Raw genomic sequence first — 24,064 nt, forward strand, 5'->3', positions numbered from 1 at the left:
TCCGGGTGCTGGGCGTGTCCGCCTCGCTTGCTTATTGGTCGCACACTCAATAGCATCCTCGGTATGTCGTCAAGCGTCCAGCGCAAGCGAATCCGCAAGTCCCCGGAGGCCCGCAGGGCCGAGATCGTCGAGACGGCCGCCGTCGTCGCCCTGGCCGAGGGGTTGGAGTGCCTCACGCTGCGCCGGATCGCCGACGAGCTCGCTGTCCGGCCGGGGCTGATCAGTCACTACTTCCCCTCGGTGGAGGACCTGGTCGCCGAGGCGTTCGGGACGGCCGCCGGGGCCGAGCTGGAGGTCCTGCTGCCGCCCGTGGCGGAGGCGCCCGCCGCGCCCGCCGCGACGACATCGGCGGCAGGGTCCGTCGGGGCGGGCGCGGGCGCGTCGACCCCGACCGGGCGGCTGGCGCGGTTCTTCGCCCGCACCTCCGGAGAGGACTACGACGGCATCAGTCGGCTCTGGATCAACGCCCGCCACCTCAGCCGCTACCGCCCGCCCCTGCGCGACCGGGTCGCCGAGCAGGAGGCCGCCTGGCGGGGCCGGCTGGAGGAGGTGATCCGCGAGGGCGTCGAGTGCGGCGAGTTCCGTACGGAGGAACCGCACGTGACGGCGATTCAGATCCTCGTCGTCCTCGACGGCCTCGGCGCCCACGCCAACACCGAGGACCGCGGCCGTCCCGAGGCGGTGACCCGGATGGCGGTCACCACCGCGGAACGCGAACTCGGCCTGCCGCACGGCGCCCTCACCCGCGACGCCTGACACACGCGGCCGGCTTCGCCCGCCCGCACTTCACCCCCGCCCGACGCTCCCCACCCCGCCCCGCTGGAGGTTCCGTGCGCACCCCCCTCGTCCTGCTCAACGCCCGCCTGCTCGACCCGGCCACGGGCGGGTTCCTGCCGGACACCGCCCTGGCCGCCGCCGGCGGACGGATCACGGCGCTCGGCGACGACCGTCACATCCGTACGCTCGCCGACGCCTCGACCACGGTGGTGGACCTCAAGGGGGCCGTGGTGACCCCCGGCCTGGTCGACGGCCACATCCATCCCGTCTCCGGCGCCGAACTGACCCACGGACTCGACCTGTCGGGCTGCACCGACCTGGAACAACTCCGCGAGACACTCGCCGCCGGTGTGCGCGGGCTCGCCCGTGGCGCCTGGTTGACCGGGTGGGGCCTGGACCCGAACGCCTTCGGGGACCGCCCCGTCGGGACCGCCCCCTTCGACTCCGTACTCGACGGCGTCCCCGCCACCCTCCTGCTCTTCGACGCGCACTCCATGCTGGCCAGCCGGCGCGCCCTCGAACTCGCGGGCGTGGACGGGCCGCGGTCCTTCGACCAGGCCTCCGCCGAAGTGGTCTGCGATGCCGAGGGCCGCCCCACCGGCCTGCTCCTGGAGGACGCCGCCTGCGAACTCGTCGAACGCGTCGCCCCGCAGCCCACCCGCGAGGAGCGCCGCGACCGGCTGGCCGCCGCGCTGCGCGAGATGGCCGCCGCCGGGCTGACCGGCGGCCACGCGATGGATGCGAACGGGGACAGCCTCGCCTTCTACGCCGAACTCGACGAGGCCGGTCAACTGCCGCTGCGCCTACGCGTCGCGCCTTGGTGCCAGCCCGGCGCCGACCCCGACGCCGTGCGCGCGCTCATCGCCGGGCAGGGCGTCGGCGGCACGCTCTGGCGCACCGAAGGCGTGAAGATCTTCATGGACGGCACGATCGACAACGGCACCGCCTGGCTGGAACAGCCGGACCGCAACGGCGAGTCCACGCACGCCTTCTGGCCCGACCCCGAGGTCTACACGAGGATCGTCGGCGAGTTCCATCGGGCCGGCGTGCCCGTCGCCACCCACGCGATCGGTGACGCCGCCGTACGGCACGTGCTCGACGCCATCGAGAAGGCCCAGGCCTCCGACGGGCGCGGGTGCGGGGCCGAGCCCCTGGCCGGGCCCGGAGCCGGCTCCCGCTCCGGGTCCGCGGTGCGCCATCGCGTCGAGCACATCGAAACCGTCCCCGACGACACCCTGCGCCGCTTCGCCGAGCTCGGCGTCATCGCCTCCGTACAGCCCACCCACTGCTGCGACTTCACCCGCGCCGACCACACCGACAACTGGTCCCGCCGGCTCGGCGAGGAGCGTGCCTCGCGCGCCTGGCGCTGCCGCGACCTGTGGGACTCCGGAGCCACCGTGGTCCTCGGATCGGACTGGCCGATCGCCCCGTACCCGCCGCTCGGCGTCATGGGCGGCGCCCGCCACCGCCGCCCCCGCCGCGACCTCACCCAGCCACCGCACGGTCCCGAGCAGGCCCTCACCGCCCTCCAGGCCCTCCAGGGCATGACCGTCAACGCCGCCCGTGCGGCGGGCGAGGAGCACCTGGCGGGCCGGATCGCCCTCGGCCACCGCGCCGACCTGACGGTCCTCGCCGACGATCCGCTCACCGTCGCCGCCACCGAACTGCCCCACCTGCCCGTGCTCCTCACCGTCCTCGACGGCGGCGTGACCCACCGCGACGCGAGCCTGTGACCCGGGAACGGGGGCCGAGGCGCGTGGGGCGGCAGGGGCCGGAAGACGCTCTGGACGGCGTATCCGGGGTGCGTTAGCTTCCGGCGCCATGAGACTTCTGGAACTCGGAATCGGCATGTGCGCGGCAGCCCTGGTCGTGGGGGCCCTGGCCGCCCCGGCCCGGGCCGAAGCGGCCCCGGCCCCCGACCCGGCGCCGCCGGCACAGGACTTACGTGGCGCCGGCTGGGCCCTGAAGGACACCGGGAAGGACGAGGTACGGTTCCGCGGGCTGGCGGCGGTCGACCGGAGCACGGCCTGGGTGGCCGGATCCAAGGGGACCGTGCTGCGCACGGTGGACGGCGGCCGCAGCTGGCGTGACGTTTCGCCCCCCGGCGCGGTCGCGGAGGGCCTGGAGTTCCGTGACATCGAGGCCTTCGACGCGCGGCGCGCGGTGGCCCTGTCCATCGGGGAGGGCGAAGCCTCCCGCGTGCTGCGCACCGAGGACGGCGGAGCCACCTGGACCGAGGCCTTCCGCAACCCCGACCCGCGCGCCTTCTACGACTGCCTCACCTTCTTCGACGCCCGGCACGGTCTGGCGATGAGCGATCCGGTGGACGGGAAGTTCCGCATCCTGGCCACCGACGACGGCGGCCGGAACTGGCGGGTCCGGTCGAACGAGGGCATGCCCGAGGCCCTGCCGGGCGAGGCGGGCTTCGCCGCGAGCGGCCAGTGCCTGGTGAGCTCCGGCCCGCGCGACGTCTGGCTGGCCACCGGCGGCGGCGCGCGGGCCCGCGTGCTGCACTCCGCGGACCGCGGCCTGACCTGGCGCGTCGCCGAATCCACCGTCCCGGCGGGCGACCCGGCGCGCGGGGTCTTCGCCCTCGCCTTCCGGGACCGTACGAGGGGACTCGCGGTCGGCGGTGACTACCGCACCGGGCAGGCCTCCCCGCAGGCCGCGGCCGTCTCCGCCGACGGGGGCCGCACCTGGCGCCAGGCCGCGACGCCGCCGCCGGCCTACCGCTCGGGCGCGGCCTGGTTCCCGTACAGCCGGGGGACGGCGCTCGCGGTGGGACCCACGGGCACCGATGTGACCACGGACGGGGGCCGCGGCTGGCGGTCCCTGGAGACGGGCTCCTTCGACACGGTCGACTGCGCTGCCGACACGGGATGTTGGGCGGCGGGGGAGAAGGGACGGGTGGCGCGGCTGGAACGGCGGCGCTGATCAGCTCTCGGATGCGGTCGCGACGGGCGGGGCCGGGGGCGCCGAGGTGGTGACGAGGTCCATTCCCGGGTAGCGCCCGGCGGTGAAGCCCGCGGCCCGGTAGACGGGCTCGCCGTCGGGACTGGCGTGCAGTTGGACGTAGTGGATGCCGATGCCGTCGAGCCAGGCGACCAGCGCGTCGACGATCCGGCGGCCGTGACCCCGCCCGCGGGCGGGCGCGTCGGTGACGATCCCGTCGAGGTAGCCGCGCCGACCGTCGGTCCACAGCGGGCCGGGCAGGTGGTGGGTGACCCAGGCCATGCCGGTGGCGAGCAGCGGTTCCCCGGGAGCGCCGCCGACGACCAGGCAGCGCACGTCGGGGCGTTCGCCGACGCGTGCGAGGAACCAGGTGCGGGCGACCTGCCGCCAGGCGGCGTCGGCGGGCCCGGGATCGACCCCGAGGGCGTCGAGGGCGACGGCGCGCAGGCGTATGAGCTCGGGGACGTCGGCGGGAACGGCGAGGCGGGGCTGCATGGGAACTCCGGCGGGGGCGAGGCGGACGGTCGGGCCGATGCGGCGGGGTCGGGCCCGTCGGACGGGTCGGACGAAGGGCGGAGGAGGGTGGGCCCTCCAGGGTCGGCGCCGTCCTCCCTCGGCTGTGCCGTGGTCGGAAGCGCTTGCCGGGCCGTGGCATCCGGCGCGGTGCGTCTTCCTCGGCCACGGCCGGGAGGGGCCCCGGACGGGGTCTGGGCCCCGGGGCGGCGTGCCGGGCGTCGCCACCCGGTGGGACCGCGCCCGGCACGGCACCTGGTCGTCCCTTTCGGATCGTGCCGATCGAGCCCGCGTCGTCCGGTGCCACGGGGTCTCCCCAGGCCCGCCAGGGCCGGGGGGAAGCATCGCAAGGCGGAGAGGCGCCCGTGTACCGGACGTACTCGGGTGCCTCGACAACCCGGGGGTCCCCCGGACGGAGTCCAGGGGACGAGGTGTGGTGCCGGGCGGCGCGGGTCAGTCAAGATCCGGAGGAGACGGCCTAGACGACCGGGTTCTCCCGTACCGTCGCCAGGTCCGCGGAGGTCTTCGTGGCGAGGAACTCGGTGATGGAGTAGGTGCAGACGCCCGCCAGGGTGAAGGGGTCCTCGGCCGAGATCCGCTCGATCTCGGCCCGGGACACCCCACCGGCCAGGATCACCCCGCCGTCACGCGGGACCTTGCGCCCCGACGCGAGGAAGATTCCGGCGGCGTAGTAGCCGTCCAGCCAGGCGTTGTGAGCGTCCAGCTGTTCTTCGACGGACTCGATGGGGGCGGTGTAGGTGAGCTCCATGACGAACATGATCGCCAGGCTACTCTCGCTCCATCATGACGAGTGTGAAGACCCCCGCCGACGAGGCCGAGGCCCGGGCGATACAGGACGAACTACGCCACCAGGTCGTGCTCACCGAGCCCGGCCCGCCACCCGGCAGCGGCCTCGTCACGGGAGTCGACGTCGCCTACGACGACGCGCGCGACCTGGTCGCGGCCGCGGCCGTGGTGCTCGACGCCGCCACCCTGGAGGTCGTCGAGGAGGCCACCGCCGTCGGGCACGTCAGCTTCCCCTACGTGCCCGGGCTGCTCGCCTTCCGCGAGCTGCCGACCGTACTGGCCGCCCTCGACTCCCTGAGGACCGGTCCCGGCCTCGTCGTCTGCGACGGCTACGGCCTCGCGCACCCCCGTGGCTTCGGACTCGCCTGCCACCTCGGGGTGGTCACCGGGCTCCCGACCATCGGCGTCGCGAAGAACCCGTTCACCTTCACCTACGAGGAACCGGGCGCCCGGCGGGGCGACGGCGCCGCGCTGCTCGCGGCCGACGGGACCGAGGTCGGGCGGGCGCTGCGCACGCAGGACGGGATCAAGCCGGTCTACGTGTCCGTCGGGCACCGGGTCTCGCTGGACAACGCCTGCGCGCACGCCCTGGCGCTGAGCCCCCGCTTCCGGATCCCCGAGACCACCCGCCACGCCGACTCCCTGTGCCGCAAGGCGCTGCGGGAGGCCTCCTGACCCACCCGGGCCTGCCCCCGGGCCGCCTGCACCCGGGTCGGGTCCACGGGACCCCGCCCGTCAGCGGGCGTCCGCCACCCGGAAGGTGATCCCGGCCTTCTGGAGGCGGGCGATCAGGGCGTCGCCCATCGCCACGGCCGTCGTCAGCTGTCCGGCCACCTCCGGCAGGGCGTCGTGGGCGAGGCACAGCGCCGACTCGGCCAGCATCTTCGCCGTCTCCCCGTAGCCGGGGTCGCCGCCCGCGACCTCGGTGAACACGCGCCGGCCGCCGCCCTCGCCCACGAACCGCACGGTGAACCAGCTGCGTGCGCGGCGTTCCGCGTCCGGCCCCTGGCCCGGCTCCCAGCGGTTCATCAGCCACCGCCGGGCCGGCGGCACCTGGGCCAGCGCCACCGTCGCGCCGAGCGCCGCCGTACCGCCCACCGCGACGGGCAGGTGCTGGACGGAGGCGTAGTGCCGGTAGCGGAAGTCCGGGCCGTACCGCTCCAGCGCGGCCGCCGACCGGGCCACGATCCGCGGGTCCAGCGAGGGCAGCGGCATCGCCCATGTACCGGTCTCCCGGCTGAAGCGCGGTACCCCCACCGGACCGCGGGCCCGCCGCCCCAGCAGCCGGGGCTCGTGCAGCCGGCGCTCGCGCGCCGCGGCCAGGGTCTGGGGGCCGCGGCTCAGGGCGGTCAGCGCGGAGGCCAGGGTGCCGCCGGAGAAGAAGGCGTTGGACCGCATGAACCCGTCGACCGCCAGCGGTACCCCCTGCGGCAGCTGCCGGACCGTGAAGTACGCGCCGAGGTCGGCCGGGATCGAGTCGAAGCCGCAGGCGTGCACGATCCGGGCCCCGGTCTCCCGGGCCCGTGCGTCGTGCTCGACGTACATGCGGTCCACGAACTCGGGCTCGCCGGTGAGGTCCACGTAGTCCGTGCCCGACTCGGCGCACGCGGCCACCAGCTCGGCCCCGTACCAGATGTACGGTCCCACGGTCGTGGCCAGTACCCGGGTGGACGCGGCCAGCTCGCGCACGGCCGCGGGATCCTGGGCGTCGGCCCGCAGCAGCGGCAGCCGCGCGCACGCCGGGTCGATCGAGGCCAGCCGTTCGCGCAGCCGCTCCAGCTTCGCGGTGTCCCGGCCGGCGAGGGCCCACCGGCAGCCGGCGGGCGCGTGCGCGGCGAGGTACTCGGCGGTGAGCGCGCCCACGAACCCGGTGGCGCCGAACAACACGACGTCATAGGCGCGTTCCGGCCGGTCGTGCGGGACAGTTGCGTTCATGAGCGGCTCCTCCCAGGGGGTGTCGGTGGCCGAGGCTAGCGTGACGCCCGGCCGCCGGCACGGGCGGGTACGAGCGGGGTACGGCGCGCCGGGCGGGGGAGAACGACGCGCGGAGCCGGAGACTCCGGGGCGGCGCGATCCCCCAGGAGCCCCGCCCGGGGGGCTTGTGTTCGATGGAACACGTTCCTAGCATCACTGGTGTTACATCAGTTGTGTCACATAGCCGCACACCACGCACACCATGCACACCAGAGCCGCTGGGGGCCCGATGGCAGTGACAGGGAACGGGAACCGGGACGCGAGCGGGCCCGGCCCGCTCGCCGGGGTGCGCGTCGTCGAGCTGGCGGGCATCGGCCCCGGACCGTTCGCGGCCATGCTCCTCGCCGACCTGGGCGCCGACGTCGTACGGGTGGACCGGCCTGGCGGCGGCGGGCTCGCGGTCGATCCGGCCTACGACATCACCAACCGCGGCAAACGCTCCGTCCTGCTCGACCTCAAGTCCGCCGACGGGCCCGCCCGCGTCCTGGACCTGGTCGAACGGGCCGACGTGCTCGTCGAGGGGTTCCGGCCGGGGGTGGCCGAGCGCCTCGGGGTCGGACCGGCCGAGTGCCACGCCCGCAATCCGAAGCTCGTCTACGGCCGGATGACCGGCTGGGGCCAGGACGGCCCGCTCGCCGAGACCGCCGGGCACGACATCGCGTACATCGCCGTCACCGGCGCCCTCGGCATGATCGGAAAGCCGGGCGAGCCGCCGGCCGTCCCCGCCAACCTGGTCGGGGACTACGCGGGCGGCTCGCTCTACCTCGTGATCGGGGTCCTCGCCGCCCTGCACCACGCCCGCGCCACCGGTACCGGCCAGGTCGTCGACGCGGCCATCGTCGACGGCACCGCCCACCTCACCGCCATGATCCACGGCATGATGGCGGCGGGCGGCTGGCAGGACCGCCGAGGGGCCAACCTCCTCGACGGCGGCTGCCCCTTCTACGGCACCTACGAGACCTCGGACGGCGGCCACATGGCGGTCGGCGCGCTGGAGCAGCAGTTCTACGACACCTTCGTCGAGCTCCTCGGCATCCAGGACCGGGCCCCGGCCCGCAAGGACCTCGCCCGCTGGGGCGAACTGCGGGAGGTCGTCGCCGAGCGCTTCAGAACCCGTACGCGCGCGGAATGGACGGCCGTCTTCGAGGGGAGCGACGCCTGCGTGGCGCCCGTGCTCTCGCTGCGCGAGGCCCCGGACCACCCGCACCTCGCCGCCCGCGGGACCTTCACCGACTTCGGCGGGATCGTCCAGCCCGCGCCCGCACCGCGCTTCTCGACGACCCCGGGCGCCCTCACCACAGGACCGGCGCGGCCGGGTGCGCACACCGGGTCGGTCGCGGCCGACTGGGACGTGCCGGCACTGCTCGTGCGGGAGAAGGGGGAGAACTGATGGAACTGTCCATGATGCTCGACTACGCCGGGGACCCGCGCCGGGCCGCCGACCAGGCGGCCGCGCTGGAGTCGGCCGGGCTCGACGCCGTATGGGTGGCCGAGGCATGGGGGTTCGACTCCCCGACGATCATGGGTTACCTCGCCGCCCGCACCGAACGGCTGAAGATCGGCTCGGCGATCCTCAACGTCTACTCGCGCACCCCCGGCCTCATCGCCCAGACCGCCGCGGGCCTCGACGCGCTCTCGGGCGGCCGGGCGATGCTCGGTCTCGGGGCCTCCGGACCGCAGGTCGTCGAGGGCTGGCACGGGATGCCGTACGACAAGCCGCTCGGCCGGACCCGCGAGACGGTCGAGCTGTGCCGGCGCATCTGGCGCCGCGAGACGATCGACCACCACGGCATCACCCACATGCCGCTACCCCCGGACCGGGGCACCGGGCTCGGTAAGCCGCTGAAGATCCTCACCCGGCCGGTGCGCCCCACCGTGCCCGTGTACATCGCCTCGCTCGGCCCGGTCAACGTGCGGATGACCGCCGAGATCGCGGACGGCTGGCTGCCCACCCTCTTCATCCCCGAGAAGGCCGCCGCCGTATGGGGCGGCCCGCTCGCCGAGGGCACGGCAGAGCGCGCGCCGGAGCTCGGCCCGCTGCAGACCGTCGCGGGCGGCCTGCTGGCCATCGGCGCGGACGCGGCGGCCGTACGGGACCTCGCGCGCCCGCAGATCGCGCTGTACGTCGGCGGGATGGGCGCGGTCGGCAAGAACTTCTACAACGACCTGGCCGTCGCCTACGGATACGAGGAAGAGGCCCGGCGGATCCAGGAGTTGTACCTCGCCGGGCGCAAGCGCGACGCCGCCGCCGCCGTCCCGGACGAGTTCTGCGAGCTGATGACGCTGTGCGGGCCCGAGGGCTACGTACGCGAGCGCGTCGAGGCCTTCCGGGAGGCGGGCGTCACCATGCTCAACGTCACCCCGGTCGGGCCCGAGCCGGCCAAGCTGATCGAAACCGTCAAGAACTGGCTTTAGGGAGCCGTCCGATGAAACGCCAGATCTTCGACGCCGACCACGAGGCGTTCCGCGAGACCGTACGCACCTTCCTCGGCAAGGAGGTGCTGCCGCACTACGAGCAGTGGGAGAAGGACGGCATCGTCAGCCGCGAGGCCTGGCGGGCCGCGGGCCGGCAGGGGCTGCTGGGCCTCGCCGTCCCGGAGGAGTACGGCGGTGGCGGGAACACCGACTTCCGCTACGCCGCCGTGATCGCCGAGGAGTTCACCCGCGCGGGCGCCCCCGGCCTGGCCATCGGCCTGCACAACGACATCATCGGGCCCTACCTGACCTCGCTCGCCACCGAGGAGCAGAAGCGCCGCTGGTTGCCCGGCTTCTGCTCCGGGGAGACCATCACCGCCATCGCGATGACCGAACCGGGCGCCGGCTCCGACCTCCAGGGCATCCGGACCACCGCCGAGGACCGCGGCGACCACTGGGTGTTGAACGGTTCCAAGACGTTCATCTCCAACGGCATCCTCGCCGACCTGGTGATCGTGGTCGCGAAGACCACCCCCGAGGGCGGGGCGCACGGCCTGTCGCTGCTGGTCGTCGAGCGCGGCACGGAGGGCTTCGAGCGCGGCCGCAACCTCGACAAGATCGGCCAGAAGTCCCAGGACACCGCCGAGCTGTTCTTCGACGACGTACGCGTCCCGAAGGAGAACCTGCTCGGTGAGCTGAACGGCGCCTTCGTCCACCTGATGACCAACCTCGCCCAGGAGCGGATGGGCATCGCCATGGCCGGCATCGCCGCCGCCGAGCACCTGTTGGAGATCACCACCCGCTACGTGAAGGAGCGCGAGGCCTTCGGGCGGCCGCTGGCCAAGCTCCAGCACATCCGGTTCGAGATAGCGGAGATGGCCACCGAGGTCGCCGTCACCCGGACCTTCCTCGACCGCTGCATCACCGACCACTCCAACGGCGAACTGGACCACGTGCACGCCTCGATGGCCAAGTGGTGGGCCACCGAACTGCAGAAGCGCGTCGCCGACCGCTGCCTGCAACTGCACGGCGGCTACGGCTACATGACCGAATACCGGGTCGCCCGCGCCTTCACCGACGGTCGCATCCAGACCATCTACGGAGGCACGACCGAGATCATGAAGGAGATCATCGGCCGGTCCCTGCTCGGCTGACCTCCCCTCGACGCCTCCTCTTCGAGGCCTCCTCCTCGACACCTCCCCCTGGACACCTCCTCCTTGGACACCTCCGAAAGGCTTGACCAGTGAGCACCGAAGCTTACGTATACGACGCGATCCGCACCCCGCGCGGCCGCGGCAAGGCCAATGGCGCCCTGCACGGCACCAAGCCGATCGACCTGGTCGTCGGACTCATCGACGCCCTGCGCGAGCGCAACCCGGGCCTCGACCCCGCCACCATCGACGACATCGTGCTCGGCGTCGTCGGCCCGGTCGGCGACCAGGGCTCCGACATCGCCCGTATCGCGGCCATCGCCGCCGGACTCCCGGACACCGTGGCCGGCGTACAGGAGAACCGCTTCTGCGCCTCCGGCCTGGAGGCCGTCAACCTGGCCGCCGCGAAGGTCCGCTCCGGCTGGGAGGACCTGGTCCTCGCCGGTGGCGTGGAGTCCATGTCCCGCGTGCCCATGGCCTCCGACGGCGGTGCCTGGTTCGCCGACCCGATGACCAACTGGGACACCGGCTTCGTCCCGCAGGGCATCGGCGCCGACCTGATCGCCACCATCGAGGGCTTCTCCCGGCGCGACGTCGACGAGTACGCGGCCCTGTCGCAGGAGCGGGCCGCCGCCGCCATCAAGGACGGCCGCTTCGCGAAGTCCGTGGTCCCGGTCACCGACCGCAACGGCCTGATCGTCCTGGACCACGACGAGTTCGTCCGCCCCGGCACCACCGCCGACACCCTCGCCAAGCTGAAGCCCTCCTTCGCCGACATCGGCGAGCTCGGCGGCTTCGACGCGGTCGCGCTGCAGAAGTACCACTGGGTCGAGAAGATCGACCACGTCCACCACGCGGGCAACTCCTCCGGCATCGTCGACGGCGCCTCGCTCGTCGCGATCGGCTCCCGCGAGGCGGGCGAGCGCAACGGTCTGACCCCGCGCGCCCGGATCGTCTCGGCGGCCGTCTCCGGCTCCGAGCCCACCATCATGCTCACCGGGCCCGCCCCCGCCACCCGCAAGGCCCTCGCCAAGGCCGGACTGACCATCGACGACATCGACCTCGTCGAGATCAACGAGGCCTTCGCGGGCGTCGTCCTGCGTTTCGTCAAGGACATGGGCCTGTCCCTCGACAAGGTCAACGTCAACGGCGGCGCCATCGCGCTCGGCCACCCGCTCGGCGCCACCGGCGCGATGATCCTCGGCACGATCGTCGACGAGCTGGAGCGCCAGGACAAGCGCTACGGGCTCGTCACCCTGTGCGTCGGCGGCGGCATGGGCGTCGCCACCATCGTCGAACGCCTCTGATCCGTCCTGTTCCCCCTGCCCACCGGACCTTCCGAAACGAAAGCAGTGACCATGAGCGAGTCCACCACGATCCGCTGGGAACAGGACGAGACCGGCGTCGTCACCCTGATCCTCGACGACCCCGACCAGTCCGCCAACACGATGAACCAGGCCTTCAAGGACTCCATCGCGGCGATCGCCGACCGCGCCGAGGCCGAGAAGGACTCCATCCGCGGCATCATCTACACCTCCGCCAAGAAGACCTTCTTCGCCGGCGGCGACCTCAAGGACATGATCCGGCTCCGCCCGGAGCACGCGCAGATCGCCTTCGACACCGGCACCGAGATCAAGCGCTCGCTGCGCCGCATCGAGACCCTCGGCAAGCCCGTCGTCGCCGCCATCAACGGCGCGGCCCTCGGCGGCGGTTACGAGATCGCCCTCGCCTCCCACCACCGCGTCGCCCTCGACGCGCCCGGCTCCAAGATCGGCCTGCCCGAGGTCACCCTGGGCCTGCTCCCCGCCGGTGGTGGTGTCACCCGTACCGTGCGCCTGATGGGCATCGCCGACGCGCTGCTCAAGGTCCTGCTCCAGGGCACCCAGTACACCCCGCAGCGCGCCCTGGACAACGGCCTCGTGCACGAACTGGCCACCACCCCCGAGGAGATGCTGACCAAGGCCCGCGCCTTCATCGACGCGAACCCCGAGTCGAAGCAGCCCTGGGACGTACCCGGCTACAAGATCCCGGGCGGTACGCCGTCCAACCCGCGGTTCGCCGCCAACCTCCCGGCCTTCCCGGCCAACCTGAAGAAGCAGCTGAACGGGGCCCCGTACCCGGCGCCGCGCAACATCCTGGCCTGCGCCGTCGAGGGCTCCCAGGTGGACTTCGAGACCGCGCTGACCATCGAGGCCCGCTACTTCACCGAGCTGGTCACCGGCCAGACGGCCAAGAACATGATCCAGGCGTTCTTCTTCGACCTCCAGGCCGTCAACGCGGGCCGCAGCCGCCCGCAGGGCGTCGCGCCGCGCAAGGTCCGCAAGGTCGCCGTCCTCGGCGCCGGGATGATGGGCGCGGGCATCGCCTACTCCTGTGCCCGCGCGGGCATCGAGGTGGTGCTCAAGGACGTCACCGCCGAGGCCGCCGCCAAGGGCAAGGCGTACTCCGAGAAGCTGCTCGACAAGGCGCTCTCCCGGGGCCGGACCACCGAGGCCGCGCGCGCCGAGCTGCTCGCCCGGATCACCCCGACCGCGAACGCGGCCGACCTCGCGGGCTGCGACGCCGTCATCGAGGCCGTCTTCGAGGACACCGCCCTCAAGCACAAGGTGTTCCAGGAGATCCAGGACGTCATCGAGCCGGACGCGCTGCTGTGCTCCAACACCTCCACGCTGCCCATCACGGGCCTCGCGGAAGGTGTTTCGCGGCCGGTCGACTTCATCGGGCTGCACTTCTTCTCGCCGGTCGACAAGATGCCGCTGGTGGAGATCATCAAGGGGGAGCGGACGGGCGACGAGGCCATCGCCCGCGCCTTCGACCTGGTCCGCCAGATCAACAAGACCCCGATCGTGGTCAACGACTCGCGCGGCTTCTTCACCTCGCGCGTCATCGGCCAGTTCATCAACGAGGGCGTCGCGATGATCGGCGAGGGCGCCGAGCCCGCCTCGATCGAGCAGGCCGCCGCCCAGGCCGGGTACCCGGCCAAGGTGCTCTCGCTGATGGACGAGCTGACCCTCACCCTGCCGCGCAAGATCCGCAACGAGAGCCGCAAGGCCTTCGAGGCCGAGGGCAAGGCGTGGACCGAGCACCCCGCCGACGCGGTCATCGACCGCATGGTGGACGAGTTCGGGCGCCCCGGGCGCAGCGGCGGGGCGGGCTTCTACGAGTACGACGAGGCCGGCAAGCGCGCCCGCATCTGGCCGGGCCTGCGCGAGCACTTCGCCAAGCCCGGGTACGAGATCCCGTTCGAGGACATGAAGGAGCGGATGCTCTTCTCCGAGGCCCTGGACACCGTCCGCTGCCTCGACGAGGGCGTGCTCACCTCGATCGCCGACGCCAACATCGGCTCCATCATGGGCATCGGCTTCCCGGCCTGGACGGGCGGCGTGATCCAGTACATCAACGGCTACGAGGGCGGCCTGTCCGGCTTCGTGGCCCGGGCTCGCGAGCTCGCCGACACGTACGGCGAGCGCTTCATCCCGCCGGCCTCGCTGGTCGCGAAGGCGGAGCGCGGCGAGACCTACGCCGACTGATCCGGTGACGGCCTCGGGCCCGCCCGCAGGGGCGGGCCCGAGGTGTTCCTCCGGTCAGCCCTCGGACACGGCCAGGTGGGCGAACACCCCGTGCCGTCGGGAGCCGTCCGGGGCGGTCCAGCCGGCCAGGACCCGTCGCCCCGCGCCGTCACCCGCCGTGGCGCCACCGTCGTGCAGCACGCGGGACACGGTCAGGGTCGACACCGGGCCTTCCGACATCAGCGGGCCCATGGTGACGAGGCTCGCGTCGGCGGTGTCCGTCACCGTCCCGGGGCCGGTCAGGCCGTGCGGCACCCCGGCCCCCTCGCCGAGGACCTCGACCGTCGGGTCGGGGGTGTCGTTCTCGTTCTGGTCCTGGGCCGTCGTACGGCCCGCGAGCAGGGACAGCAACTGCTCGACCAGGACCGGGTCGTGGGCCCCGTCGTAGATCCAGCGACGGCCCAGCACCCCGTGCTCGGAGGTGCCGATCAGGCCGTCCTCGGCGCCCTTCAGCGGTGCTCCGCGGTAGGTCAGCGGGACCAGGTAGCTCACCGGTCCGTCCCCGGCGGTGTCGGTGACCACCATGAACTCGATGCCCACCTCACCCTCGCGGTCGTCGAGCCGGAAACCACCGGCCTTGGCGAGCTGGGGAGGGCCCGACCCGCCCCGGTACCAGGGGCGCGGGGGCAACCAGCCGGCCAGGAGTTCGAGCTTGCCGGGCGACATGGTGGTGCGGTGGATGACAGCCATGATCCGCAACCTACCCGGGCGGCAGCGGTGACGACCGGCCGATCGGGCCGCCCTAAACCTCCGGTTCCGAGGCGAACGCCGCCCGCAGTTCCTCCCGTAGCGACCGCTGGAAGGCCGTCACCAGCGCCTGGACCACCATCGGCTGCATGTGCGCGGAGAGCGCCTTCATCGACTCCACCCGCTCCGGATCGCTCTCGTCCCGGGTGAAAGGCCCCCACACCTCGTCCCGGAACAGCGCCGTCAACTCGTGCGCCGCCGACCTGGTGTGCTCCATCAGCACCCCGCGCGCCGCCAGGATCGTCTCGTGGGCGATCGGTACGTCGAGCAGCGCGACCCCGAGCCTCAGCAGCCCCACGTCCACCCGGAACCCGTCCCCCGCGGCGGCGAGCACGTTCATCGCCGTCAGCCGCCGGACATCGGTGTCCGACAGGTTCCGCCCCGCCCGCTTCTCCAGCTCCTCCCGCGACACCGTCTGGGCCGCGTCCGGAGCCCAACTGGCCACCATCGCCCGGTGGATCGCCAGGTCGTGGGCGCTCAGGTCGTCGGGCAACGCGTCCAGATAGCGCTCGATGGCGGACAGGGTCATGCCCTGGTGCTGGAGCTCCTCGATCAGGGCCAACCGCGACAGGTGTTCCGGTCCGTAGTGCCCCACCCGACGAGGGCCGATCACGGGAGGGGGCAAAAGCCCGCGGGTGCTGTAGAAACGAACGGTGCGCACGGTGACCCCCGCCCTGGCCGCCAGCTCGTCGACGGTGAGCATCGGCTCGGGTGCCTGGTCGGCCATCGTCTGCGCCTCGCTCTCTGCTCCACAGCTTGGGTTCAACAGTATTGCTGTCGCACCAACGATGTGAAACGGCCAGGAGCTGCCCATGACCACGAACCTGCGACTGCCCGGACGACCCGAAGAGATCACCCTGCCGGCCCTGCTGGCCCGCAACGCCGCCGAGTACAGGGAGCTCCCCGCCCTGTCCTGGCGGTCCGGCCCCGACGCCGACGGGTGGACGACCCTCACCTGGGGCGAGGTGCGCCGCAAGGTCGCCGTCCTCGCCTCCGGATACGCCGCGCTCGGTGTCGAGCGCGGCGAACACGTGCTGATGATGATGGGCAACCGCCCCGAGCACTGGCTCAGCGACCTCGCCCTCGTCCACCTCGGCGCCGTACCCGTCACCGTGTACGGGACCTCCGCGCCCGAGCAGATCGCCCACATCGCCCGGCACAGCCGCGCCCGGGTCGCCGTCGTCGAGGGCGCCCGCGAACTCCTGCGGTGGGAACCGCTGCTGGCCGACCCCGACGTGCCCCTGGAGCGGCTCGTCGTGGCCGAGGCCGCCGAGGCCGGAGCGCACTCCACCTACGGCTCCCTGCACGCCGGCGGGGTCCGGCTCCACCGCGCCGACGCCTTCGAGAAGGCCTGGCGGGAGACGCGCCCCGAGGACCCGCTGACGGTCGTCTACACCTCAGGGACCACCGGGGACCCGAAGGGCGTGCGGCTGACGCACCGCAACCTCATGCTCCAGGCGATCCGCCTCGATCGGCACGTGGAGCTGCCCGAGCACGCCGAGCACATCTGCTACCTGCCCTTCGCCCACATTGCCGAGCGGGTGCTCGGGATCTACCTGCCCCTGCTGAGGGCCTCGCACGTACGGCTGTGCGCGGATCCCGCCGCCGTGTCGGGGGCGGTCCGTGAGCTGCGCCCGGTGCAGTTCTTCGGGGTGCCCCGGGTGTGGGAGAAGCTCGCCGCCTCGGTCCGCGCGGTCCTCGCCCGGCTTCCCGAGGCGCAGCGCGCGGCCATCGAGGCGGCGAACGACCTGGCCCGCGCCCGGGCCGCCCACCGGGAGCGGGGCGAGGAGGTGCCGGCCGCGCTCGAAGCCTCGTACGCCGGGGCCAAGGAGCAGGTGCTGGACCCGCTGCTGCGGCTCGCGGGAATGGACCGGCTGATGTGGACGGCCAGCGCCACCGCGCCGATGCCGATCGACGTGGTCCGCTTCTGGGCGGGCTGGGGCATCACGATCATGGACGCCTGGGGGCTCACCGAGACCTCGGGGGTGTGCACGGTCAACAGCCCGGACGGCTTCCGGCTCGGCTCGGTGGGCCGCCCGATCGAGGGGCTGGAGCTGCGGCTGGCCGAGGACGGGGAGATCCTCACCCGTGGGGCGACCGTCTTCGGTGGCTACCTGCGGCCGGACGGCTCGGTGGAGAGCGCCGCGGACACCGAGGGGTGGTTCCCCACGGGTGACATCGGGCGGGTCGACGAGGACGGGTTCCTCTGGCTGACCGACCGCAAGAAGGAACTGATCATCACCTCGAACGGCAAGAACGTCTCGCCCGCCCTGGTGGAGAACACGGTCAAGGAGAACCCGCTGATCGGCCAGGCGCTCGTGCACGGCGACGGCCGCTCCTACCTCGTCGCCCTGCTGGTCCTGGACCCGGAGCTGGCGCCGGTCTGGGCCGCCGCCCGCGGCATCGACGCGGCCTCCCTGACCGAGCTCGCCGCGCACCCCACCGTCCGGGAGGAGATCGCCCGTGCGGTGGAGGCGGCGAACGCCCGGCTCAACCGGACCGAGCAGATCAAGCGGTACCGACTGCTGACCGAGGAGTGGGGCCCCGAGACCGGGGAACTCACGCCCTCGCTCAAGCTCCGCCGCCGGGTGGTCCGCGACAAGTACGGCGCACTGATCGACGGCCTGTACGAGGAGCCGTACGAGGAGCCGTACGAGGAGTCGTACCAGGAGCCGCACGCGTCCGCGTAGCGCGGACGCACCGGTGCGGTGGGCGGGATCGAGCCCACCGCACCGGTGCCGCGGAGCGGTGGGACCCGCCGCACCGCCGCCCTGCGACCCTCATCGTCCGATATGGGCTTAAATGTTGAGAACATAATGCTCTGTCAGGATGTGCGGTTCCAGCCCTTCGGGGAAGGGGGCTTCGTTGCCGGCCGATCAGTCTTCCCGCACGGACAAGGTGGTCTTCGGGGTCACCGCGGGCCTGACCCTCGCCTTCGTGCTCTGGGGCGCCGTGGCGACGGACTCGCTGGAGAGCGTGTCGAGCAGCCTGCTCGAAGGGCTCATCCACAACGGCGGCTGGGCCTTCATGCTGGCCGCCAGCGGCTTCGTGGTCTTCGCCCTCTGGCTGGCGATCAGCCGCTACGGCCGGATCCGCCTCGGCCACGAGGACGAGGTCCCGGAGTTCCGGACCGTCTCCTGGGTCGCCATGATGTTCAGCGCCGGCATGGGCATCGGGCTCATGTTCTACGGCGTCAGCGAACCCCTGGCGCACTACGGGACGCCCCCGCCCGGCACGCATCCGGTCGATTCCGCCGAGCGGATGCAGACGGCGATGGCCACCACCTTGTTCCACTGGACGCTCCACCCGTGGGCCATCTACGCGGTCGTCGGGCTCGCCATCGCCTACAGCACCTTCCGTCGCGACCGGCGCCAGACGATCAGTGCCGTGTTCGAGCCGCTGATCGGCGCCCGGCACGCCCATGGCGGCGCCGGCCGGGTCATCGACATCGTGGCGATCTTCGCCACCCTCTTCGGCTCGGCCGCCTCGCTGGGCCTCGGTGCCCTCCAGATCGGCAGCGGGATCAGTCAGCTGGGGTGGATGGACTCGGTCGGCACCGGACTCCTCGTGGCGATCATCGCCGTCCTGACCGTCGCTTTCGTCGCGTCCGCGGTCTCCGGCGTGGAGCGGGGCATCCAGTGGCTGTCGAACATCAACATGGTGCTCGCCCTCGTGCTCGTGGTCTTCGTGTTCATCGCCGGGCCGACCATCATCGTGCTCGACCTCCTGCCCACGTCCCTGGGCGCCTACCTCGGCGACCTCCCGCAGCTCGTGGGTCGCACCGAGGCCACGGGCGCCGGTGAGGTCGCCGACTGGCTGGGCAGCTGGACGGTCTTCTACTGGGCCTGGTGGATCTCCTGGACCCCGTTCGTCGGCATGTTCATCGCCCGGATCAGCCGCGGCCGCACCATCCGGCAGTTCATCGGCGGCGTCATCCTCGTACCGAGCACGGTCAGCCTGCTGTGGTTCTGCGTCTTCGGAGGCACGGCCATGAAGCTCCAGGAAAGCGGCGACCTCCCCCGCGAGAACACCCCCGAGGGACAGCTCTTCGGACTGCTCCAGCAGTTCCCCGCCGCCACCGTGATGAGCCTGCTGGTCATGGTCCTCGTCGCGATCTTCTTCGTCTCCGGCGCGGACGCCGCCTCCATCGTGATGGGCACGCTCTCGCAGAAGGGCGTCCTCGAACCGGCCAAGCCGGTGGTCGTCTTCTGGGGAGTGGTCACCGGCGCCGTCGCGGCCGTCATGCTGCTCATCGGCAACGGCGAGGGCGACGCGCTCGCCGGACTGCAGAACCTGACGATCCTCGTGGCGGCACCGTTCACCGTGGTCATGATCGGTATGTGCGTGGCACTCATGCGCGACCTGCGCCGGGACCCCCTCATCATCCAGGGCGAACAGGGGGAGGAGGCCGTGGCGGTGGCCGTCGCCGCGGGCCACGAGGAGTACGGCGGCGCGTTCGAGATCCGCATCGGCCCCTCCGGCGAACCGGAGGCGGACGCGGACCGGCCGCCGGTGGTGTCCTCGCCGCCCGACGACCGGCGCTGACCCGGCGGGGCTGTCGGACCGGACCGGCCCGGGAAGGGCCGGCCCGGTCCGCCGGCGCGCCCTCAGCGTCCGATCAGCGGGTAGTGGTCGGAGAGGTTCGTGTACGTGTAGGAGGTGCCCCAGCTGGAGACCGTCCAGGGCGCCGACTGCTCCTTGACCACGTTGTTCTCCCAACCCGCCGGGCGGGCGTTGCCCTTGCGGTAGAGGACGTAGTCCAGATCCTCACGCGGGTCGGTCGGGTAGCGGTCGTTCGCTATCGAGTTCAGCGCGGTGTCGAAGGAGTACGGGTGCCCGGTGCGGCTGTCGGAGTCGGCCAGGTCGGCGTTGGCGAGCAGGCTCGCGTACTCGGGGGTGCGCGAGTCGACGTTCAGGTCGCCCGCCACGATGACCTGCTCGCTCGCCGGGATGTTCTTCCCGTCCAGGAAGGCGTCCACGGCACGGAACTGACGGGCACGCATCTCCGCGGCCTCGCCCGCGCCGCAGCCCGGGTCGGTGGACTGCGCGTGCGTGCCGACCACGTGCACCTTGGTGCCGTTCACGTTCAGCACGACATAGGCGAAGCCCTTGTTGGACCACCAGTCGGCGCCGCAGGCGTCCTTGTAGACGACCTGCTCCTTGCGCAGGATCGGCCACTTGCTGAGGATCGTGACCCCGCCGTCCTCCGGGGTGGTGGCGGAGTACGCGCCGCCCGTGGCGTCCCAACCGCTCTTGCTGCGGCCCACGACCGGGGTCTGGTACGGGTACTGCGCCGCGGAGTTCGCCTTCAGCGCGTCCGAGGAGCTGTTGTCGAAGGCCTCCTGGAGCACGACCACGTCGTGACCCTGGTAGAAGGAGGTCCTGGGGATCGCGGCGGCCCGGTGGTCCTGGCCCCAGTTCGGGTACAGGTTCTTGCTCATCAGGAACACGTTGTACGACAGGACGCTGAGCCGCGGCTGCGCGGCGGCGGTCTCCGCCGCCGAGGCGGCGGGCGCGGTGGTGGCGGCCAGCGCGCCTGCGGCGACCGCGGCGACGGCCGTGGCGGCGGCGCGGCGCGAGCGGGGCGAGGAAAGCAGCATGGAGGTCTCCATCATTCCTGCGGGGGAAGATCGACGCCCGTCATACAAGCAGCAGCAGTTACCTCTGGGTAACACCCGTGCAGAGACTTTCTGTCCGTGAGACGGCCGTCCGGTGCTCGCATACTTGTCGTATGACGAAGACGGACTCCGTACACCCCGCCGGACCTGCGGCCGCGCGCCGCGCCGATCCCGAGCCGCCGCCGCCCGGCGGGGTGCTGTGGACCATCGCCGGTGACGTCCGGGCCCTGCTGATGCTGCCGGCCGCCTTCACCATGCAGGTCGCCCACCCCGCGATCGCGGCCGGCGTCGACCAGTACTCCGTCTTCCGCACCGACCCCTGGGGCCGCGGCGAGCGCTCCCTGCGCTCGGTCCAGCTGTGGGTGTACGGCGGGGAGGAGGCCGCCGAGGAGGGGCGCCGGGTGCGCCGCCTGCACAAGGACATCCAGGGCACCGACACCCGCGGCCGCCGCTACCACTCCCTCGACCCCGCCTGCTACGCCTGGGTCCACGCCACCGGCTTCCCGGTCTACCTCTACGCGGGGCGCTACCTGCTGCGCCGCTTCACCCCCGCCCAGGAGCGGCAGCTCTACCAGGAGTGGCTCCAGGTGGGGCGCATCCTCGGCCTGCGCGACCGGGACATGCCGCAGAGCATCGAGGAGTACTGGACCTACTGGGGCCGGATGCTGGCCGAGGAGATCGAACCCACCGCGGTCGCCCGCGAGCTGATCTCCACCGAGGTCCGGCTGCCCCGGCCGGAGGTCGACTCGCCCGCCCTGCGCCTGCTGCTGCGGCTGACCTGGCCGGTGCTGCGCGCCGCCTTCCTGCGCCTACGGGCCTTCGTCACCGTCGGCTACATGCCGCCCGAGGCCCGCGCCGCGATCGGGCTGGAGTGGAGCCCGGCGCAGGAACGCACGCTCCGGCGGTTCAGCACGGCCGTACGACTCCTCGTACCGCTGCTGCCCGAGCGGTTGCGGTACCTGCCCATCGCGCGGGCGGCGCGCGCCCGTCGGCGCGCCGCCGCCCGCTGACGGGGCCCGGACTCAGTGCTCGTCGTGCTGGTGGATCGTGTTCGTCTCAGCGATCTTCTTCCAGGACCTGGGCTCCTTCTGCTGCCCCGGCTTCGCCGGAGCGGACTGCGGTGAACGGGCCGAGGGCTTGGCCGCCGCCGACGGGGCGAGCGCCGAGGCCTCCGGCTTGCCCGGGGTGTACAGCCACGTCTCGAAGAGCTGGGCGAGGGGCTTCTTCGAGACCTTCTCGGCGTACCGGACGAAGTCCCCGACCTTCGCGTTGCCGTACGCCCGCTCGGTCGGCCAGCCCTTGAGGATCTCGAAGAACTTCTCGTCGCCGATCTCGTTGCGCAGCGCCTGCAGCGCGATGGCACCTCGGTCGTAGACGGCCCCGTGGAACTGGTTCTCCGGACCCGGGTCACCCGGCTTGACCTGCCAGAACGTGTCCTCGGCCGGGCGCAGGGCGTAGGCCCAGTCGGCCAGCTCCTGCGCCGTGCCCTCGCCCTCCTTCTCCGACCACAGCCACTGGCTGTAGCGGGCGAAGCCCTCGTTGATCCAGATGTCCTTCCACCCCTCGACGGACACGCTGTCGCCGTACCACTGGTGCGCCAGCTCGTGCACGACCACCGAGACGTTGGCGCCGTTGCGGAACTGCGCCGGACCGTAGAACGGCCGCGTCTGGGTCTCCAGGGCGAAACCGGCGGTCACGTTCGGCACGTAGCCGCCCAGCGCGTTGAAGGGGTACGGCCCGAAGACCCCCTCCAGCCACTCGGCGACCTCCCCGGTGCGTTCCACGCTCGCCCGGGCCGCGCCGGCGTTGTCGCCGAGGTCCTTGCTGTACGCGTTGAGGATCGGCAGTCCGCTCGCCGTCCTGTCCGTGGTGATGTCGAACTTGCCGACGGCGAGGGTGGCCAGGTAGGTGGCCTGCGGCTTGTTGGAACGCCAGTTGTACCGGGTCCAGCCGAGGCGTGAGGTCTGGGACTGCAGCACGCCGTTGCTGATCGCCTGGGTGCCGTCGGGCACGTTGATCGAGACGTCGAAGGTGGCCTTGTCCAGCGGGTGGTCGTTGCTCGGGAACCACCAGACCGCCGAGTCGGGCTCCTGCGCCGCGACCCCGCCGTCGGGCGTGCGCTGCCAGGCCGTCCAGCCGTCCACCTTCAGCTCGGAGGGCTTGCCGGCGTACTTGACGACGACGGACAGGGGAGTGTTGCGCGCCAGCGGCTTCGCCGGGGTGACCTCCAACTCGTGGGAGCCGGACGTGGCGAACTTCGCCTTGACCCCGTTGACCCGGATCTCGCTGACCTGGAGCCCGAAGTCCAGGTTGAAGCGGGACAGGTCCTGCTTGGCGGTGGCCAGCAGGGTGGCCGTGCCCTCCAGCAGGTCCGTCTTCGGCTGGTACTGCAGGCGCAGGTCGTAGTGCGACACGTCGTATCCGCCGTTGCCGCTCGCCGGGTAGTAGGGATCGCCGATACCCGGGGCGCCCGAACCCGAACCCGCCGCCGATGCCGGGATCACCAGCAGGAGGGAAGCGGCGAGCACGCTCGGGGCGATGACTTTGCGGTGCACGAATGGCTCCAAGTGGTAGGGGAGACAGATCGGTTCACAGAGTGGTCCAAGGCCTTGTCGCTCGACCGTATTCACCCTTGACCGCTCAGGTCATGTCCATGGCCCCTGCTGTCACACGATCGCCATTCGGCCGACACGCGTCCGCGCGTGGAACGGTGTCGAGGCCGGCCGCGCGGCTACCGCCCACCGCGCCATACCCGCCCCGGCCTGCGGCCCGGCCGCCCGGAGCCCCGGCCCCGAAGCCGCCGGCGAGCGCTCGACCCCGCCCACGGGAACGTCCGGATCGACACGACGCCCCCGCGCAGCGCAGCCGCTCCGGTGGGTGTGCGGTGACTCTCGAGCCCGCTCGGCGGTGTGGGGCGATACCGGGTGGGGAACGCAGGTTCGTGAGTGTCGGCCGGAGGGGGACGTCATGGAGATCGCGGCATTGGCGGTGTCGTTGGTGGCGCTCGCGATTTCGGGCGCGGTGTCGTGGCGACAACTGCGGCTCACGGAGCATGCCAACACGCTGCCTGTGGTGGTCGACCTGTTCAGGGAGCACCGCAGCGTACGGCTGGCACGGGCGCGCACCTTCGTGCACGAGGAACTGCCCGCCTGCGACCTGTCGCTGGGGCTCGCCGGCCTGCCCGCCGAAGGGCAGGAACTCGTCCGCGAACTGGCCTGGTACTACGACAACCTCGGCGCGCTCGTGACGCACGGCGTGGTGGAGATCGAGCCCGTCTCCGGCTATCTGGGCGGATCGGTGATCACGGTGTGGGAGAAGATGCAGCCGCTGGTGGCGGCGGAGCGGTCCCGGCGGGCTCAGAACTCCCTGCCGGATCCCAACCGGTGGCAGGAGTACTTCGAGAACCTCTACCACCTCGTCCGGGAGGTGCCGCCCGAGCGGGCTCGGGCGGAGAGTCGGTCCTGGCGGTTGCCCGGCCGCTGACACGGCACCGGCCAGACGCGCCACCGGATCGGTCTACCCGCCATACCGAACAGTCGGT

The 24,064-nt window shown here is 72.4% G+C and carries 20 protein-coding genes; 13 read left to right on the forward strand and 7 right to left on the reverse strand.

The annotated features are described in order from the left end of the window. Nucleotides 1-63 precede the first annotated feature (63 nt). From ACGFYY_RS12290 to ACGFYY_RS12300, 3 genes are all read left to right on the forward strand, one after another. Nucleotides 64-756: a TetR/AcrR family transcriptional regulator gene (locus ACGFYY_RS12290; RefSeq protein WP_393708706.1), complete on the forward strand. Its 693-nt coding sequence runs from the start codon at nt 64-66 to the stop codon at nt 754-756. 74 nt (nt 757-830) lie between these two features. After that, a complete protein-coding gene (locus tag ACGFYY_RS12295; RefSeq protein WP_393708708.1) occupies nt 831-2,510 on the forward strand; it encodes an amidohydrolase in 1,680 nt (559 codons plus the stop codon). Nucleotides 2,511-2,625: 115 nt separating this feature from the next. Next, nucleotides 2,626-3,711, forward strand: coding sequence for a WD40/YVTN/BNR-like repeat-containing protein (locus ACGFYY_RS12300; RefSeq protein WP_393708937.1), 1,086 nt, complete (start codon nt 2,626-2,628; stop codon nt 3,709-3,711). On the opposite strand, the gene ACGFYY_RS12305 is transcribed toward ACGFYY_RS12300, so the two are convergent. Continuing rightward, on the reverse strand, nt 3,712-4,224 hold the full coding sequence (locus tag ACGFYY_RS12305) for a GNAT family N-acetyltransferase (RefSeq protein ID WP_393708710.1): 513 nt from the start codon (nt 4,222-4,224) through the stop codon (nt 3,712-3,714). A gap of 496 nt (nt 4,225-4,720) precedes the next feature. Next, on the reverse strand, nt 4,721-5,020 hold the full coding sequence (locus ACGFYY_RS12310) for a YciI family protein (protein ID WP_365268501.1): 300 nt from the start codon (nt 5,018-5,020) through the stop codon (nt 4,721-4,723). A 26-nt stretch (nt 5,021-5,046) separates the two neighbouring features. On the opposite strand from ACGFYY_RS12310, the gene ACGFYY_RS12315 reads away from it, so the two are divergent. Beyond that, complete coding sequence (locus ACGFYY_RS12315; RefSeq protein ID WP_393708712.1) at nt 5,047-5,724, forward strand: endonuclease V; 678 nt, start codon at nt 5,047-5,049, stop codon at nt 5,722-5,724. Between the two features lie 60 nt (nt 5,725-5,784). Here the strand turns inward: ACGFYY_RS12315 and ACGFYY_RS12320 are convergent, their stop codons facing one another. Continuing rightward, the gene (locus ACGFYY_RS12320) at nt 5,785-6,984 is read right to left on the reverse strand and encodes a saccharopine dehydrogenase family protein (RefSeq protein WP_393708714.1); all 1,200 of its coding nucleotides are present in this window, start codon (nt 6,982-6,984) and stop codon (nt 5,785-5,787) included. A gap of 268 nt (nt 6,985-7,252) precedes the next feature. Here ACGFYY_RS12320 and ACGFYY_RS12325 point away from each other — a divergent pair, with 268 nt between their 5' ends. The 5 genes from ACGFYY_RS12325 (at nt 7,253) to ACGFYY_RS12345 (ending at nt 14,119) form a co-directional block, all read left to right on the forward strand. Then, the gene (locus ACGFYY_RS12325) at nt 7,253-8,413 is read left to right on the forward strand and encodes a CaiB/BaiF CoA transferase family protein (RefSeq protein ID WP_393708716.1); all 1,161 of its coding nucleotides are present in this window, start codon (nt 7,253-7,255) and stop codon (nt 8,411-8,413) included. Continuing rightward, on the forward strand, nt 8,413-9,438 hold the full coding sequence (locus ACGFYY_RS12330) for an LLM class F420-dependent oxidoreductase (RefSeq protein WP_393708718.1): 1,026 nt from the start codon (nt 8,413-8,415) through the stop codon (nt 9,436-9,438). The genes ACGFYY_RS12325 and ACGFYY_RS12330 overlap by 1 nt, the downstream gene beginning before the upstream one ends. Before the next feature lie 11 nt (nt 9,439-9,449). Continuing rightward, complete coding sequence (locus ACGFYY_RS12335; protein ID WP_365268515.1) at nt 9,450-10,592, forward strand: acyl-CoA dehydrogenase family protein; 1,143 nt, start codon at nt 9,450-9,452, stop codon at nt 10,590-10,592. 89 nt (nt 10,593-10,681) lie between these two features. Continuing rightward, the gene (locus tag ACGFYY_RS12340) at nt 10,682-11,896 is read left to right on the forward strand and encodes an acetyl-CoA C-acetyltransferase (protein ID WP_030008979.1); all 1,215 of its coding nucleotides are present in this window, start codon (nt 10,682-10,684) and stop codon (nt 11,894-11,896) included. A 51-nt stretch (nt 11,897-11,947) separates the two neighbouring features. Beyond that, nucleotides 11,948-14,119 carry a 3-hydroxyacyl-CoA dehydrogenase NAD-binding domain-containing protein gene (locus ACGFYY_RS12345; RefSeq protein ID WP_393708722.1) on the forward strand — a complete coding sequence of 724 codons (2,172 nt, stop codon included), beginning with the start codon at nt 11,948-11,950 and terminating at the stop codon, nt 14,117-14,119. Between the two features lie 54 nt (nt 14,120-14,173). Here ACGFYY_RS12345 and ACGFYY_RS12350 read toward each other — a convergent pair whose 3' ends face one another. Together ACGFYY_RS12350 and ACGFYY_RS12355 are read right to left on the reverse strand one after the other, a co-directional pair. Continuing rightward, nucleotides 14,174-14,848 (reverse strand): 1,4-alpha-glucan branching protein, encoded by a 675-nt coding sequence (locus ACGFYY_RS12350; RefSeq protein WP_393708724.1) that lies wholly within the window; start codon nt 14,846-14,848, stop codon nt 14,174-14,176. Nucleotides 14,849-14,900: 52 nt separating this feature from the next. Next, nucleotides 14,901-15,632, reverse strand: a complete 732-nt coding sequence (locus ACGFYY_RS12355; RefSeq protein ID WP_393708726.1) for a MerR family transcriptional regulator — start codon at nt 15,630-15,632, stop codon at nt 14,901-14,903. An 85-nt stretch (nt 15,633-15,717) separates the two neighbouring features. On the opposite strand from ACGFYY_RS12355, the gene ACGFYY_RS12360 reads away from it, so the two are divergent. Then, nucleotides 15,718-17,595: an AMP-dependent synthetase/ligase gene (locus ACGFYY_RS12360; RefSeq protein WP_393708728.1), complete on the forward strand. Its 1,878-nt coding sequence runs from the start codon at nt 15,718-15,720 to the stop codon at nt 17,593-17,595. Nucleotides 17,596-17,734: 139 nt separating this feature from the next. Continuing rightward, entirely contained in the window at nt 17,735-19,450 is a 1,716-nt protein-coding gene (locus ACGFYY_RS12365) for a BCCT family transporter (RefSeq protein WP_393708730.1), read from the forward strand. A gap of 62 nt (nt 19,451-19,512) precedes the next feature. Here the strand turns inward: ACGFYY_RS12365 and sph are convergent, their stop codons facing one another. Continuing rightward, nucleotides 19,513-20,505 carry a sphingomyelin phosphodiesterase gene (gene sph / locus ACGFYY_RS12370; RefSeq protein WP_393708732.1) on the reverse strand — a complete coding sequence of 331 codons (993 nt, stop codon included), beginning with the start codon at nt 20,503-20,505 and terminating at the stop codon, nt 19,513-19,515. 131 nt (nt 20,506-20,636) lie between these two features. On the opposite strand from sph, the gene ACGFYY_RS12375 reads away from it, so the two are divergent. After that, entirely contained in the window at nt 20,637-21,533 is an 897-nt protein-coding gene (locus ACGFYY_RS12375; protein ID WP_365268535.1) for an oxygenase MpaB family protein, read from the forward strand. Between the two features lie 12 nt (nt 21,534-21,545). On the opposite strand, the gene ACGFYY_RS12380 is transcribed toward ACGFYY_RS12375, so the two are convergent. Then, entirely contained in the window at nt 21,546-23,078 is a 1,533-nt protein-coding gene (locus ACGFYY_RS12380; RefSeq protein WP_393708735.1) for a M1 family metallopeptidase, read from the reverse strand. Nucleotides 23,079-23,490: 412 nt separating this feature from the next. Between ACGFYY_RS12380 and ACGFYY_RS12385 the strand changes: the two genes are divergently transcribed. After that, the gene (locus ACGFYY_RS12385; protein WP_365268541.1) at nt 23,491-24,006 is read left to right on the forward strand and encodes a hypothetical protein; all 516 of its coding nucleotides are present in this window, start codon (nt 23,491-23,493) and stop codon (nt 24,004-24,006) included. Nucleotides 24,007-24,064 lie beyond the last annotated feature (58 nt).

Origin of the sequence: Streptomyces sp. NPDC048331, assembly GCF_043201215.1 — a bacterium.
Classification (GTDB): domain Bacteria; phylum Actinomycetota; class Actinomycetes; order Streptomycetales; family Streptomycetaceae; genus Streptomyces.

What these genes read in the sequence shown, in the direction of transcription:
- ACGFYY_RS12290 (WP_393708706.1), top strand. Translation starts at nt 64, where the DNA reads ATGTCGTCAAGCGTCCAGCGCAAGCGAATCCGCAAGTCCCCGGAGGCC.
- ACGFYY_RS12300 (WP_393708937.1), top strand. Translation starts at nt 2,626, where the DNA reads ATGTGCGCGGCAGCCCTGGTCGTGGGGGCCCTGGCCGCCCCGGCCCGG.
- ACGFYY_RS12305 (WP_393708710.1), bottom strand. Translation starts at nt 4,224, where the DNA reads ATGCAGCCCCGCCTCGCCGTTCCCGCCGACGTCCCCGAGCTCATACGC.
- ACGFYY_RS12310 (WP_365268501.1), bottom strand. Translation starts at nt 5,020, where the DNA reads ATGTTCGTCATGGAGCTCACCTACACCGCCCCCATCGAGTCCGTCGAA.
- ACGFYY_RS12315 (WP_393708712.1), top strand. Translation starts at nt 5,047, where the DNA reads ATGACGAGTGTGAAGACCCCCGCCGACGAGGCCGAGGCCCGGGCGATA.
- ACGFYY_RS12320 (WP_393708714.1), bottom strand. Translation starts at nt 6,984, where the DNA reads ATGAACGCAACTGTCCCGCACGACCGGCCGGAACGCGCCTATGACGTC.
- ACGFYY_RS12325 (WP_393708716.1), top strand. Translation starts at nt 7,253, where the DNA reads ATGGCAGTGACAGGGAACGGGAACCGGGACGCGAGCGGGCCCGGCCCG.
- ACGFYY_RS12330 (WP_393708718.1), top strand. Translation starts at nt 8,413, where the DNA reads ATGGAACTGTCCATGATGCTCGACTACGCCGGGGACCCGCGCCGGGCC.
- ACGFYY_RS12335 (WP_365268515.1), top strand. Translation starts at nt 9,450, where the DNA reads ATGAAACGCCAGATCTTCGACGCCGACCACGAGGCGTTCCGCGAGACC.
- ACGFYY_RS12345 (WP_393708722.1), top strand. Translation starts at nt 11,948, where the DNA reads ATGAGCGAGTCCACCACGATCCGCTGGGAACAGGACGAGACCGGCGTC.
- ACGFYY_RS12350 (WP_393708724.1), bottom strand. Translation starts at nt 14,848, where the DNA reads ATGGCTGTCATCCACCGCACCACCATGTCGCCCGGCAAGCTCGAACTC.
- ACGFYY_RS12355 (WP_393708726.1), bottom strand. Translation starts at nt 15,632, where the DNA reads ATGGCCGACCAGGCACCCGAGCCGATGCTCACCGTCGACGAGCTGGCG.
- ACGFYY_RS12360 (WP_393708728.1), top strand. Translation starts at nt 15,718, where the DNA reads ATGACCACGAACCTGCGACTGCCCGGACGACCCGAAGAGATCACCCTG.
- ACGFYY_RS12365 (WP_393708730.1), top strand. Translation starts at nt 17,735, where the DNA reads ATGTGCGGTTCCAGCCCTTCGGGGAAGGGGGCTTCGTTGCCGGCCGAT.
- sph (WP_393708732.1), bottom strand. Translation starts at nt 20,505, where the DNA reads ATGCTGCTTTCCTCGCCCCGCTCGCGCCGCGCCGCCGCCACGGCCGTC.
- ACGFYY_RS12375 (WP_365268535.1), top strand. Translation starts at nt 20,637, where the DNA reads ATGACGAAGACGGACTCCGTACACCCCGCCGGACCTGCGGCCGCGCGC.
- ACGFYY_RS12385 (WP_365268541.1), top strand. Translation starts at nt 23,491, where the DNA reads ATGGAGATCGCGGCATTGGCGGTGTCGTTGGTGGCGCTCGCGATTTCG.